The sequence below is a fragment of the Ramlibacter sp. genome (assembly GCF_035548915.1).
GTDB lineage: Bacteria > Pseudomonadota > Gammaproteobacteria > Burkholderiales > Burkholderiaceae_C > Ramlibacter.
This window is the reverse complement of the sequence record NZ_DASZSE010000042.1, coordinates 72,095-85,735: the sequence shown is the minus strand read 5'-3', so window position 1 is coordinate 85,735 and position 13,641 is coordinate 72,095. Positions and strand designations below refer to the sequence as shown.

Genomic DNA, 13,641 nt, shown 5'->3' with positions numbered 1-13,641 from the left:
CCGGCCTTCCATCGAACTTCGAAAACAAATGCTTGGGTTCGTCCCTGCTGGCGCATCCCGGCTCTACGCCGATCCCGCGATCACCGCCCCACCCGCCCCCTCGACACCCTCGCCGACCCCGCCTTCACCCGAGCCGGAATCGCGTTCCCATGTGACGCGAGCAGTTCTCCCACCTCCACGCCCAGCGCCCCCGCCAGCGCGTGCAGTATCGACAGCGTCGGATTCGCCGTCCCCCGCTCGATCCGGCTCAGATAGGTCCGAAACAAGTCGGACCGATCCGCGAGCTCTTCCTGGGTAATCCCTCTCTCCCCCCGCAGCTCCTTGATGCGGCGGCCGAGCGCCAGGCACTCCGCGTTGAGCGTGGAAGCGACAGCCGCCTTCTTTCCACGCGGCTTCGATGACGTCGAAGACATCTTGCCAATGTGCGGCGCGTATACTCATTCATACACACCGTAATTCATACATTGCGTCGGACTCGCCTCGTTGTCTCGCGCGGTCCGCAGGAACCGTGCCCATCGTGACCAACGCAGATCGCATGCCTCGGACCGCACACCTCGCCACCAAGCAGGCGGAGGACAGGACGATAGAAAAAGCCATCGCCATCCTCGCCACCCGCCTCTCCCACCGCGACACTCTCTCCACCCCCGACGCCGTCCACCAGTTCCTCCGCCTCCAGGCCGCCGGCCTCAACCACGAAGTCTTCGCCGTCATGTTCCTCGACCCGCAGCGCCGGCTCATCGCCTACGAGCCGATGTTCCGCGGCACGCTCACCGAAATGTCCGTGTACCCGCGCGAAATCGTGCGCCGCGCGCTCGAACTCGGCGCCCACGCACTGATCCTTCATCACAATCACCCCGCCGGCCCGTGCACGCCGACGCCGCAGGACCTGACGGCCACCCACCTCATCCGCGCCGCCCTCGGGCTCGTCGGCGTGCAGGTCGAAGACCACGTGATCACGAGCGAAGACGGCGCGGCGTCGATGGCGGATCAAGGTCTGCTTTGAGGAAGCCCACGCCCCCCACGCTCCCCCCCACCTCACCCCACCCCACCCCGCGGCGATGATGCAATACTTCGGTCCACATGCTTTACTTCGACCGAGACGATTCCGACGACGCCAAGCGGCCTTCGAGCCGATCCGGCGCCATTGCCGACGTGAACGCAACGCCACTCGCATCGCCAGCGATGGCCGAGCCGGCAAGCTTCCTCCCCTGCCACTACCGCTGCCGGCAGGAGGCCCGCCCTCTGGTCTCCTTCTGCATCACCTGCAAGGACCGCCTGCTGCACTTGCGCGAGACCCTGCCGCGCAACCTCGCCTGGCACGAGGACGACCCGGACGTCGAATTCGTCATCCTCAACTACAACTCCGGCGACGAACTGCAAGGCTGGGTCCGGCAGACGTGCGCGCGCCAGCTCGCCAGCGGCCGGCTCGTGCACTTCTTCAACGCCGAACCCGCCGAATTCCGCGCGAGCCACGCCAAGAACCAGGCGTTCCGCCTGGCACGCGGCGCGATCCTCTGCAATCTCGACGCGGACAACTTCACCGGCCCGGGATTCGCCGCCTACGTTCGCAGCCAGCTGCACACGCTCGACTTTCTCTCGGGCGGCGTGATCGAGGGCAACCGCGTGGTCGCCACCAACGTGCGCGGGGTTGAAGGCCGCAACGTCGTGCCGCGCGAGCTCTTCTGGTCGTTCGGCGGCTTCGACGAAGATTTCAGCAGCTGGGGCTACGAAGACAGCAATCTTTCCGAGCGCATGATGGCCGTCGGGCTCGCGGGGCGCACCATCGCCGGCGACTACCTCTCGTGCATCGATCACGGCGACGACCTTCGCACGCGCTTCTTCCGCAACAAGGTGACCGGCCGCAACACAGGCCGGGCCTTCGGCAGCTGCAAGGACAACTACGACATCTGGCTCGAGAAGAAAGCCTCGGGCCGATGGGTGTGTCCCCCCGAAAAGTTCGGCTGCGGCACGGTGTACCGGAACTTCGCGGCGCAGCCCCTCGTCCTCGCTCCCCGCGCATGATCACGGCTTCGGTGATCGTGCCCTACTACGGCGAGCGCGCCGCGCTGGACGATTGCCTGCGCGCCCTCGGCCGGCAAACGCTGGCGCGGCATCAGTGGGAGGTGATCGTCGTGAACAACCGGCCCGATCGCAAGCTCGTGCTCGCAGACGGCTGCGCGGGCCTCGAGGTGACGGTGACGGAGGAAGAGCGGCCCGGCTCGTACGCCGCCCGCAATCGCGGCGCGGCGCTGGCTCGCGGCCGCTGGCTCGCCTTCACCGACGCCGACTGCATGCCCGACGAACGCTGGCTCGAGGCCGGCTTGCATCACGCGGCACGGCACGATCCATTGGGCGGCCATATCCGGCTCGTGAGCCGCAATGAACGCCCGGCACGCTCGCTCGCGGAACGTTACGACATCGCCTTCGGACTCGATCAGAAATGGTACGTCGACAAAAGCGGCTTCGCGGCCACGGCGAACCTGTTCGTCTCCAGGCGCGTCTTCGATGCCGTCGGCCCCTTCGACGCGCGCCTGCGCTCCGCCGGCGACTGGGAATGGTGCCTGCGTGCGGCGAAGTGCGGCCATCCGGTCACTTACGGTCCCGATGCGATCGTCGCGCATCCGACCCGCACCACGTGGCTGCAGATCGCCCGCCGGGCGCTGCGCGTGCAAGGCGGCATGCTCGCCCTGCACAGGCAGCTTCATCTCGAGCTGGCCCCGGGGGCTGTTCGAAGCGTCATCGATGCGTTCTATCCGAGGCGATTTGCCGCACGGATCTTCGCGATGAAGGATTCGGGCGACCGGTCCTGGTGGCAGCTCTATGTCTCGGCATGCCTCATCAACGGCCTGGCCGTCGCCGAGTCGTTCCGGTTGCGCCTGGGGGGCGTGCCCCTGCGCTAGTCCATGAGCCCGGACGGCCGAAGTCCCCAAGCTCCCTCTCCCTCTGGAAGAGGGTCGGGGTGAGGGCATCGCAGCCGCGCCCGCGCAGGAGCGTGTAGGTGTCCGCGAGCACGCGCGAAAGCGCCTGCCCGTCAATGCGCGCGCATTCGGCACGGGCTTGCGGCTGCCATCGAGAAAACCCGCCATCGCGTTGACTCCGCGCAAGCCCGGCCGCGCGCGAACCGCCTACGCTCGTGCTTGATGGAACATGCGCATGCACTGGCCTGCGACGACTTGACCCGGCGCCTGCACGTGGCCGCCGCGGACGGCCTCACGGAACAGGAAGTCGTCCGTCGCCGCCTGCAGCACGGGCCCAACACCATCGCGTCGCGCCGCGCCGCGAACGTCGCGAGCGTGCTGCTGCACCAGTTCCTGAGCCCCGTCGTCTTCCTGCTCGGCGCCGCCGCGGCCCTGGCGGTCGCGTTCGACGAACACAGGGAAGCCGCCGCGATCGTGGTCGTGCTCGCGATCAACGCGCTCATCGGCTTCGCCACCGAGCTGAAGGCGGCGCGCTCGATGGAGGCGCTGCGCGAACTCGGTTCTCGCTCCGCGCGCGTGCGCCGCGAAGGCCATGTGCGCCTGATCCCGGCGGAGGACCTCGTCCCAGGCGACGTGGTACTGCTCGACGCGGGCGACACCGTGCCCGCGGACCTGCGCCTGCTCGAGATTTCGCGTCTCGCGGCTGACGAGTCGACGCTCACCGGCGAATCCGTGCCCGTGGAAAAACAGGTGCAAGCCGTGAGCGCCGCCGCGCGATTGCAAGAGCGCGCGTCGATGCTCTTCAGAGGCACGGCGATCGCGCGCGGCAGCGGCGTCGGCGTGGTCGTCGCGACCGGGCTCGACACCGAACTCGGGCGTGTCACGCAACTGGTCGAAGCGGCCGACCCGGGCAGCTCGCCCCTGGAGCGCAAGCTCGCGCGCCTCTCGACCCAGCTCGTCTGGGCGACGATCTGTCTCGCGGCCGTGTTCGGCGCGATCGGCGCGCTCGGCGACGAACCGCGCATTGCCGTCGCGGCGGCCATCTCGCTTGCCGTGGCCGCCATCCCCGAAGGGTTGCCTATCGTGGCGACGCTCGTCCTCGCGCGCGGCATGTGGCGCATGGCCCGGCAGAACGCGCTGGTGGAGCGTCTGTCCGCGGTGGAGACGCTTGGCGCGACGACGGTCATCCTCACCGACAAGACGGGCACGCTCACCGAAAACCGCATGACGGTGCGGCGTCTGTGGACCGCTTCGGGCGAAGTGGACATGGTGGATGTGCGAGAGCCACGGAGGCACAGCGAACATCGCCGGCCGCAAGCCGACGCGCAGGTTGCCGAACTGTTGCGCGTCGCCGTACTGTGCAACGACGCGAGTCTGGAGAAGGCTTCGGATGCCGGCTCCGGCGATCCGATGGAAGTCGCGCTCCTGCGTGCGGGGATGAACGCCGGCCTCGAGAGGTCCGCGCTGCTGCGCGGCCACCGCACGGTTCGCAAGCATGCATTCGACGCGGCGACCAAGATGATGGCGACGGTGCACGAAAGCGCGGAAGGCTTTCTCTTCGCGGTGAAGGGCGCGCCGGAAGCCGTGCTCGCTGCGTCGGTCCTTGCGAGAGGCGAACATGGCGAGCTCGCCGAGCTCGCATTGGATGCCGGGGCGCGCGCGGAGTGGCTGGCCCGCGCCGCGCGGCTGGCGCAGCACGGACTTCGCGTGATCGCGTGCGCGATGAAGACGGATCGCACGCGCGGCGACGCCGCACCGGACGATGGCCTCGTCTTCCTCGGGCTCATCGGCATGGACGACCCCGCGCGCGCCGACGTGGCGCAGGCCATCGGCGACTGTCATCGCGCGGGCATTCGCGTCGTGATGGTCACCGGCGACCATGCCGCGACAGCCCGCAGCGTCGCAAAGGCCGTCGGGCTCGTGAGAGAGGGTGACGGCGACGGCATCGTCGAAGGCAGGAAGATCGAGGAAACAATCGCGCATGGCGCGCAAGCCCTGCGCCGCGCGAGCATCTTTGCGCGCGTCAGCCCCGCGGAGAAGCTCGCGCTCGTGCGCGCCTGCCAAGCCATGGGCGACGTGGTCGCGATGACGGGAGACGGCGTGAACGACGCGCCCGCCTTGCGCCAGGCGGACATCGGCGTCGCCATGGGCCTGCGCGGCACGGAAGTCGCGCGCGAGGCCGCGGCGATGGTGCTGCTGGACGACGCCTTCCTCACGATCGTCCGCGCCATCCGCGAGGGCAGGGTGATCTTCGCGAACATCCGCCGCTTCGCGATGTACCTGCTCTCGTGCAACCTGAGCGAGGTGACCACGGTGGGTCTCGCGATGGTGCTGGCGCTGCCCTTGCCGCTCCTGCCGCTGCAGATCCTCTACCTGAACCTCGTGACCGACGTTTTCCCCGCCTTCGCGCTCGCGATGGGCGAAGGCGATGCGCGCGTCCTCGAGCGACCGCCGCGCGATCCGAAGGAGCCGCTCATCGGCGCCCGGCAGTGGGTCACCGTCGTGCTGCAGGGTCTGACGCTGGCCGCGGGCACCTTCGCGGCGCTGGCGGCGATGCACTTCGCCGGCGCAAGCCGGGCCGAATCGGTGACGGTGACCTTTCTCACGCTGGCGCTCGCCCAGCTCTGGCATGTGTTCGACATGCGGCAGGCACGCTCCGGACTCTTCGTGAACGAGGTGACGCGCAATCCCTGGGTCTGGGCGGCGGTGGTGTCCTGCGCGCTGCTCGTGATCGCTCCGCCGTACTTCCCGGGCGCGGCGAGCCTGCTGCACCTGGTCCCGCCGGATGCGCGGATGTGGGCGATCGTGATCGCGTGCAGCACCGGGCCGGTGATCCTGATCCAGGCCGCGATGCTCGTTGCCGCCCGGCTGAGGCGGCCGCGGTGAGCAGCGCGGCGCGGCCCCGGTTCGTTGGGACGCCGCCCGTGCCCACAGCTTCCTGAAAGCCACCCGGCGGCTTTCGCGAGACAATCCCCGCTTCAGGGGAAAGCGTTGTCACTGGTCTCCCGTTTCGCATCTATTCGCACGCAGGCGCTCGCCTATTCGCGCCGTCCGATGTTCCGCGAAGGCGCGCGCGACGCCGTGCCCATGGGCATCGGCGTCGCCGCATGGGGGCTCGTCGCGGGCGTTGCCGTGGCCAAGAGCGGCATGGGCGTGCCCATGGCCATCTTCATGTCGCTCATCGTGTACGCGGGCTCCGCGCAGATCGCGGCGCTGCCGCTCATCGCGGCCGATGCGCCGATGTGGGTCGTGTGGGCGACCACGCTGTGCGTGAACCTGCGGTTCATGGCTTTCAGCTTCCACTACCGGCCGTATTTCCTGCACCTCCCCCGCCGGCAGCGCATCGCCATGAGCTACCTGATGGGCGACACGAACTTCGCGCTTTTCATCCGCCGCTTCCCCGAGCCCGTCCCCCACTGCAGGCACGAAGAATACTTCCTGGGCAGCGCGCTCCTGTCCGGCGCGATGTGGCAGGTTGCGATCGTGACGGGCATCGTCGCGGGCGCAGGCATCCCGGCCTCGTGGGGACTCGGCTTCGCGGGCACCATGGCGCTGCTCGCGCTCACGTGCACGCAGTTGCGCAGCGCCTCGACCTGGGCCGCGGCCGTGGTCGCAGCCTGCGCGGCGATTGCCGCCTACGCGCTGCCGCTGAAGCTGAACATTCTCGTCGCCATCGCCGCCGCCGTCGCGGTGGGTGTGCTGGCCGACCATGCGCGCGCGCGCTCGAGGGCCGCCACGTGAGCGCTTTCGAGATCTTCATCACGTCACTGGGCATGGCAGCCGTCACGCTTCTGTGCCGCGCGTTCTTCCTGCTGCCGAAGGACGACCTGCCGATGCCGCGATGGCTGGTGGAGGGGCTTCGCTATGCGCCCATCGCGGCGCTCGCCGCCGTGGTCGCGCCGGAGCTCGCGATCACTCAGGGGCACCTCATCGACACATGGCGCGACCCCCGCATCTTCGGTGGCCTTGCGGGCCTCGTCTTTTACATGTGGCGAAGCAGCCTGTTCGGCACCATCGTGTGCGGCACCGGCGTGATGCTGCTGTTGCGGTTCGGGCTGGGGTGGTAGGCCTGCGCTTCGGGCGTGCTCGACACGAGCTGTCCGGCGCCGACCGCCGATTCGCAATCACCCTTGGCGCCACAGCTGCATCCAGGCGTCATCGCGCACCGGCGCCTCGCGCTTCTGCTCGGGCTGCGGTGCACGGGTGACGACAGCGCGCAGGGGCGCCAGCCATCCGCGAACAAAGAAGATCGCCGACAGTGCCTCGCGCACCGGCGAGCCGTGTCGAGCGAATCCGGGAGGAAGGAGTTTCGTATGCTGCATGCGCAGCAGTGTCGGCCGGCCTCGGTCCGCTTGCCTTGACGCGAGTCAAAGCTCAAGCAATCGGTGTTCATGAATGGCATACCACTAAGGCGCCACGATCCGGTTGCGCAGCGCCATGGCGGGTTGCTCGAAAGCGCACTCGACGACGTCTCCCGGCTTCAGGAAGAGCGCTTCGGCATTGGCCTGCCCGACCGCCACGCCCCCGGGTGCACCCGTCGAGAACATGTCCCCCGGCATGAGCGGCACGAGCCGCGAGAAGTGCTCCACGATCTGCGGCAGCCGCCAGATCTGGTCGCGCGTGTTGACGCGCATGCGCTGCTCGCCGTTCACGCTGCACGTGACCCAGATGTCGTACGGGTCGGGCACTTCGTCCATCGTGATGAGGTACGGGCCGAGAGGCCCGAAGCCGGGCGCGTTCTTGGCGGTCCAGAAGCGGGAACCGGAGGCCACTTCGCGCTTCTGCGTATCGCGGCACGTGAGGTCGTTCAGGATCGTGATGCCGGCCACGTGATCGAACGCGTGCTGCGCCTTCACCTGGTATGCGGGCTTGCCGATGACGAAGACGAGTTCGGGTTCGTAGTCGAGATGCGTGACCGAGGCGGGCCGCACCACGGGCTCCTCGTGCCCCGCGAGGCAGTCGTTCAGCTTGATGAAGCCGGTGGGCTCGGTGGGCAATTCCTTGATGAGGTCGTTGCGCCTCAACTCCTCGAGGTGGCTTCGATAGTTCTTGCCGACGCACAGGAACTTGTTCGCATCGGGCACGACCGGAAGGAAGCGCACGTCGGACAAGGCGTGCCCGGTCCCCGGCAGCCGGTCCACCGACGCGCCGATGGCCGCGAGTCTTTCGGGCCCTTGCGCGAGCAAGGCCTTCATCGAAGCGGCGTCGAGATCGAACAGGCGCTCGCCGCGCAGAACGCCCACGCGGCGCATCGCGGGGTCGTTGCGCAGCACGTAGCTTGCGAGTTTCATTGAACTTCTCCTGGGTCTTGCGGTGTTTCAGATGTCCAGCGTGAGCGAAGCGCTCGCGCAGCGCGAGACGCAAGGCAGCACGAGCTTGTTGGAAGCGCGCTCGGCGCCCGTCAGGTACGAATCGAAGTGCTTCGGTTCGCCGTCGAGCACGCCCACCGCGCACCAGCCGCAGACGCCGTATTCGCATTCGCTCTTCATCTCGAGCCCCGCATCGCGCAGGGCCTGCAGCATCGTCTTGTCGGCGGGAACGGGAATGCCGCGGCCCGTGCTCGCCTGGACCACGACGAACTCGGCGGGCTGCGCCGGTTCGCGAGGCTCCGGTTCCTGCGGTGGCGCCGAAAAGAACTCGAAGCGGTAGCGGTCGATGCGCCCGAGCCGTTCGCCCGCCTCCTTCACGGCGTTCATCAGCGCAGCCGGCCCGCAGCAATAGACGGCGGCGTCGGCTGGCGCATCGGCCAGCGCGGCGCGGACGTCGTATATTGCGCCCGCCTCGGCATCGCAGTGGACGTGCACGTCGTGAAACGACGCGAGATCCTCCAGCCAGTCCGCGAACGCGAGTTCGGCGCGCGCGCGGCACATGTGAACGAGCCGTGCCCGCACGCCGCGCTCGCGCAGGTGCAGAAGCATCGCGAGGATGGGCGTGAGGCCGATTCCGCCGCTCAGGAAGAAGTAGGCGGGACGTCCTTCGTCCAGCGGGAAATGATTACGCGGTGCGGAAATGCGCAGCGTCGTGCCCGGCCTCGCGTTGTCGAAGAGCCAGCGGCTGCCACCGCGCGAATCGGGCGCGAGTTTCACGCCGAGCAGGTACTGCGCCGCAGCGTCGCCGCGGCCGCAAAGCGAGTAGTGGCGCACGGCGTCTCCGCAGCGCACCGCGACGTGCGCGCCGGGCTCATAGGAAGGAAGCGTGCCGCTTGCCGCGCACAGCTTCAGCAGCAGCGTGCCTTCTCCCACGGGCGTTGCATCGCGAACTTCAGCGTCCAGCCATTCGCCGCCAGACATTTCGGGTGCATTCATCGCATCGAGTCCCATTGCGCCGTCAGCGTGTGAGCACGCTCGTCGAGACGGCGAGGGACCGCTCGTGGCCCATCCGCCTGCGCGGTGCGACGGGCGTGCGATCGACCGCGACCCCGCCCTTGTAGACCGCGAGAATCCGCCTCGCGTCGCCGAGCACACGGATGTCCTTCAGCGGGTCGCCGTCGAGGATCACGCAGTCGCCCCACAGGCCCGGCAGGAGGCTGCCCACCTGCCGGTCCCAGCCGAAAGCCCTGGCGTTGCCGGACGTGGCGGCGACGATCGCATCCATCGGCTTCATGCCGAGCAGTTCCACCATCAGTTCGATCTCGCGCGAATGCCATTGCCCGTAGGGCGTGACGGAAAAGCCGGCCTCGGAGCCCGCCATCATCGGCACGCCCGCTTCGATCGAGCGGCGATGCACCGTCACGAGCGAATCGAGCTCGCGCTGCTTGGTCTCGATGTAGTTCGGGTCCACGCCGACGTCGCGTCCGTGCTGCACGATGTTGGCGGTGTAGGTCATCGTGGGGCAGACCGGCACCTGGCGGTCGCGCAGGAGCCCGATGTCTGCCGGGTCCATGTACGACGCGTGGATCACCCAGTCGACCCCCGCGCGCGCCGCGGCGGCAACGGTCTTCGCGTAGCGCGAATGGATCGTGACCTTGCGCCCCAGCGCGTGCGCCGCCTGAACGATGCCGGCCATTTCGTCGTCGGACATGCAAGGCCCGGCGTTGCAGTCGCGGTCCTGCGCCTGGCTGTCGCCGCTGATCTTCACGAGGTCCACGCGGTTTTTCACCTGCATGCGGACTTCCTTGCGCATCTGCTCGAGCGTGGAGCACAGCACGCCCTCGGCCGACACGGGCATGCCGAGCCATCCCGGAAAGTAGTCCGCGAAGCCGCCGTCCGCGGCGATGTGGCGGCCCGCGGCGAAGATGCGCGGACCGGGGAACATGCCGCTTTCGATCGCATCGCGGCACGTGACCGCCACGTTCCAGGTGGAGCCCGGATCGCAGAACGACGTGAAGCCGCTTTGCAGCACCTTGTTCGCGTTCCACACCGCGCGCACGGCCGCCCATTCGGGGCCGCCGTAGATGTCGACTTCCTCCGCGCTCTTGCCTTCGCCGTACGAGATGTGGCAGTGCGAGTCGATGAGGCCCGGGATCACGGTCCTGCCCTGCGCCTGCACCACTTCGTCGGCGGGCGCGGCCGCGTCGCGCGGACGGTCGGCGTGCTGCCAGGAGGCGGCGATGCGGCCGTCCACGATGCGCAGCGTCGCGTCTTCCATCGGTGCGCGGCCCGTGCCGTCGATGAGCGTCGCGCCCGCGATCTCCAGGATCTTCGCCATGGCGCCTCCGTCAGAGCTCGATGCGGAAGAGCTTCGCGGCGTTGCCGGCCACCACCTTGAAGCGGTCCTCGGGAGTGAGCTCCGAGAGGATGCGGTCGATGTTCTGCGTGGTGTTGGGATAGGGGCAGGGCGGATGGGGGAAGTCCGAGCCCCACATGATGCGGTCGATGCCGATTTCGTTGCGCAGCTTCGCGGCGAGCGGATCGTTGATGATCCCGGCGTAGACGTTCTCTTCCACGTAGCGGCTCGCGGGCTTTTTCTGCAGGTGGTCGAAGCCGGGGAAGGTCTGGATGCGGTTCAGGCGGTACTTGAGGATCGGCAGCCACGAGGCGTCGTATTCCGACAGGAAGATCTTCAGCCGCGGGAAGCGGTCGAAGATGCCGCCGAAGATGAACTCGTTGGCGAGCGCGGGCTGTGCCTCGTAGAAGAGGTCCAGGAAGCTCGCGGGCACGTTCTCCCGCTCCTTGTCGCCATGGTAGGTGAAGGGGTCGCGCACCTTGCCGGTGACGATGTGCAGCGTGACCGGAAGGCCCGCTTCCTGCGCGGCGGCCCAGAACGGGTCGTAGCGGCGGTCGCGGTAAGGCGCGGCGCCGTCCACGGGATTGGTCCCGATCATGATCGCCCGTGCGCCGCGCTTCACGACGCGGTCGAGCTCCTTCACGGCCCAGTCCACGTCGACGATCGGAATCATCGCGACCGCGAGCAGGCGCTTCAGGTCCTGCGAGCAGTACTCCTGAATCCAGTCGTTGAAGACTTCCGCGCATGCGTTGCGTGCGGCGGCGTTGGCCATGCGCGGAATCCACAGGCCCCAGGTCGGGTTGAGCACTTCGGCATGGATGCCGTCCTGGTCCATGAGCTGCAGCCGGTAGACGGGATCGGACCCTGCTTTGGCCAGGTCGTCGAGCCGGCGGTCCTTGCCGTCGTCGGCGACGAGTTCGTCCATGCGCGCCGCCTCGCCCGGGCGGCCGACGCAGAAGAAGTTGCCGCTGTGGCCCTCGAAGTTGCTCACGCCGTGCGGCACGTCGTCGCCGAATCGCGCGCCGAGCGTCTTCTGCCAGAGATCCGTGGGCTCGAAAACATGCGAATCCGAGGAAATGATGATCTTGTCCATGACCGGGGTCTGCCTTGCTTCGTGAGTGGGAGTGTCGTGAATATATACCGTAATGGTATGCCAGTCAATGCGCGGATGCTTGCCCGGAGCGATGCCGCAGCAGGAATTCGAGCGCGTCGCGATTGAACGCCGCGGCTTCGAAGTTCAGCAGGCGATGAGGCTTCCCCGGGTAGATGCGCAGCTCGGAGCCGGCGATCGCCTCGTGCATGCGGCGCGAATGAGCAGGTGGCGTCACGGCGTCCGACGAGCCGACCGCGATCCACGTCGGACACCGGATCGCCTGCAGCCGATCGAGCGTGTCGTGCGAGAGGATCGCGCGGTAGTGGCCCGCGAGGCCATGGCGATCGGGCGCGCTGCCGCTTTCCCAGCGCGCGATGCGCTTGTCGATCTCGTCGCGCACGGCCTGCTCGTGAGCGTCGATGTACTCGGCGCCGAAGGCCGAGAACGCGCTGTACATCGCCCACAGCCGCGGGCTGCAATGCAGCGTGATGTCGACGAGGATGTCGTAGCGAAGCCGCATGTACGGCTGCGGACGGTCGTAGCTCGCATAGAGCGACAGCGACAGCACGCGCCGCGGCTCGGCCAGGACGAGCTCCTGCGCGATCGCGCCGCCGAGCGAATAGCCCGCCACGTGCGCCTGCTCGATGCCGAGCGCGTCGAGCAGACCGCGCGCGTCGCGTGCCATCCCGGCGGTCGTGTAGCCGTCCGCCGGCACGTCGCTCGCGCCGATGCCGCGCAGGTCGTAGACGATGCAGCGGAAGTGCCGCGCGAAGGACGGCAACTGCTCGTCGAAGGTCGTGTGCTCCATGCCGTTGCCGGCGATGAGGAGCAAAGGAGGACCCTCCCCGGCCGAGCGGTAGAAGGTCCGGATGCCGTTGGCGACGACGTGCGGCATCTCAGCGGCGCGTCATCGGGGCGATTTCGCGGTCCCACGCGTCCTGCCACTTCGCCCGGCCGGCGGCGATGGCCGGTTCGCTGAACGTCACGAGCCGGCGAAAGTCCTCGTCGGAGACGGTGTACTTCGCATGCTCCGGCGTGAGCTTCGCGTGGCGATTGACGGGCGTGATCTTCAGCTCGCGCGTGACGTTCGCGATGGTGTCCGCGCGCAGGTAGAAGTCGATGAACTTCTTCGCATCCGACGGATTGGGGCCGTTCTTCACGAGCGCGACCACGTCCATCCCCGCCGGGGCGCCCTCGCAGGGAATGACGAACTTCGCCGGCACACCTTCGTCGATCAGCTTGTACGCGGCGCTCGAAACCATGGGGACCGCCCACACTTCGCCCTGGCCGAGCATCCGCTGCTGGCCCGCGGAGTCGTCGACGACGGCAACGAGGTTGGAGCCCATCTTCTTCACCATCTCGAGCCCGGGCGCCACGTCCGCTTCGCTGCCGCCGGCGAGCTTGTTCGCCATCAGGAGGAAGTAGCTGTTCATGTACTTCGGCGAGGAGACGCCGACGCGGTTTTTCAGGTCGGGGCGCCAGAGGTCCTTCCAGCACTTGATTGCGTCCTTGACTTTGTCCGTGCGATAGATGATCCCGTAGGGATACACCCACATCCCCGCGAACATGGCCGCGCCGTTGCGGTCCCTGCGGACGCCGCTTTCGGGCAGCTGCGCGAGGCTCGGAATCTCCTTCGGGTCGAGCGGCGCGAGCAGGCCGTCGCCGTAGGCCGTCGCGGCATCGCTCGTGGTCGCCATCACCAGGTCGATCTTCGGCGCCGCACGCTGCGCGGCAATCATCTGGATGTTGCCGAGCGACACGCCCGAGATGACGCGGACGGTGACGCCCGTCGCCTTTTCGAAGGGAGCGATCGCCTGCTCGGCGATTGCCTTGCCCCAGGTGCCGCCCCAGGTCGCGAGCACGATTTCCGATGCCGCCGCCGTCGTGCAGGCGAGCTGTGCGGCCACCAGCAGCAGGGCGGCTGGAACGATGCGAGTGAGTTTCATGGTCGAAGTCCTTGCGCAA

General features: G+C 68.1%; 13 protein-coding genes. 6 read left to right on the top strand and 7 right to left on the bottom strand.

Features of this window, described 5'->3' with window-relative positions:
- Positions 1 to 80: 80 nt before the first annotated feature.
- Entirely contained in the window at positions 81 to 413 is a 333-nt protein-coding gene (locus VHA82_RS17500; RefSeq protein ID WP_325546092.1) for a helix-turn-helix transcriptional regulator, read from the bottom strand.
- Between the two features lie 95 nt (positions 414 to 508).
- Here VHA82_RS17500 and VHA82_RS17495 point away from each other — a divergent pair, with 95 nt between their 5' ends.
- From VHA82_RS17495 to VHA82_RS17470, 6 genes are all read left to right on the top strand, one after another.
- Positions 509 to 1,003 carry a JAB domain-containing protein gene (locus VHA82_RS17495; RefSeq protein ID WP_325546090.1) on the top strand — a complete coding sequence of 165 codons (495 nt, stop codon included), beginning with the start codon at positions 509 to 511 and terminating at the stop codon, positions 1,001 to 1,003.
- Between the two features lie 77 nt (positions 1,004 to 1,080).
- Complete coding sequence (locus VHA82_RS17490) at positions 1,081 to 2,022, top strand: glycosyltransferase family 2 protein (protein ID WP_325546088.1); 942 nt, start codon at positions 1,081 to 1,083, stop codon at positions 2,020 to 2,022.
- A complete protein-coding gene (locus VHA82_RS17485) occupies positions 2,019 to 2,900 on the top strand; it encodes a glycosyltransferase family 2 protein (protein ID WP_325546086.1) in 882 nt (293 codons plus the stop codon). Before VHA82_RS17490 ends, VHA82_RS17485 begins: the two co-directional genes overlap by 4 nt.
- A gap of 240 nt (positions 2,901 to 3,140) precedes the next feature.
- Positions 3,141 to 5,804 carry a cation-transporting P-type ATPase gene (locus VHA82_RS17480; protein ID WP_325546084.1) on the top strand — a complete coding sequence of 888 codons (2,664 nt, stop codon included), beginning with the start codon at positions 3,141 to 3,143 and terminating at the stop codon, positions 5,802 to 5,804.
- Positions 5,805 to 5,909: 105 nt separating this feature from the next.
- Positions 5,910 to 6,659 (top strand): AzlC family ABC transporter permease, encoded by a 750-nt coding sequence (locus tag VHA82_RS17475; protein WP_325546082.1) that lies wholly within the window; start codon positions 5,910 to 5,912, stop codon positions 6,657 to 6,659.
- On the top strand, positions 6,656 to 6,985 hold the full coding sequence (locus VHA82_RS17470) for an AzlD domain-containing protein (RefSeq protein WP_325546080.1): 330 nt from the start codon (positions 6,656 to 6,658) through the stop codon (positions 6,983 to 6,985). The genes VHA82_RS17475 and VHA82_RS17470 overlap by 4 nt, the downstream gene beginning before the upstream one ends.
- Before the next feature lie 339 nt (positions 6,986 to 7,324).
- Here the strand turns inward: VHA82_RS17470 and VHA82_RS17465 are convergent, their stop codons facing one another.
- From VHA82_RS17465 to VHA82_RS17440, 6 genes are all read right to left on the bottom strand, one after another.
- Positions 7,325 to 8,209 (bottom strand): fumarylacetoacetate hydrolase family protein, encoded by an 885-nt coding sequence (locus tag VHA82_RS17465; RefSeq protein WP_325546078.1) that lies wholly within the window; start codon positions 8,207 to 8,209, stop codon positions 7,325 to 7,327.
- A gap of 27 nt (positions 8,210 to 8,236) precedes the next feature.
- Positions 8,237 to 9,223 carry a PDR/VanB family oxidoreductase gene (locus VHA82_RS17460; RefSeq protein WP_325546076.1) on the bottom strand — a complete coding sequence of 329 codons (987 nt, stop codon included), beginning with the start codon at positions 9,221 to 9,223 and terminating at the stop codon, positions 8,237 to 8,239.
- A gap of 22 nt (positions 9,224 to 9,245) precedes the next feature.
- Positions 9,246 to 10,565: an amidohydrolase family protein gene (locus VHA82_RS17455; RefSeq protein WP_325546074.1), complete on the bottom strand. Its 1,320-nt coding sequence runs from the start codon at positions 10,563 to 10,565 to the stop codon at positions 9,246 to 9,248.
- Positions 10,566 to 10,575: 10 nt separating this feature from the next.
- The gene (locus VHA82_RS17450; RefSeq protein ID WP_325546072.1) at positions 10,576 to 11,676 is read right to left on the bottom strand and encodes an amidohydrolase family protein; all 1,101 of its coding nucleotides are present in this window, start codon (positions 11,674 to 11,676) and stop codon (positions 10,576 to 10,578) included.
- Positions 11,677 to 11,740: 64 nt separating this feature from the next.
- Positions 11,741 to 12,571, bottom strand: a complete 831-nt coding sequence (locus VHA82_RS17445; protein WP_325546070.1) for an alpha/beta hydrolase — start codon at positions 12,569 to 12,571, stop codon at positions 11,741 to 11,743.
- A 1-nt stretch (position 12,572) separates the two neighbouring features.
- Positions 12,573 to 13,622, bottom strand: coding sequence for an extracellular solute-binding protein (locus tag VHA82_RS17440; protein WP_325546068.1), 1,050 nt, complete (start codon positions 13,620 to 13,622; stop codon positions 12,573 to 12,575).
- Positions 13,623 to 13,641 lie beyond the last annotated feature (19 nt).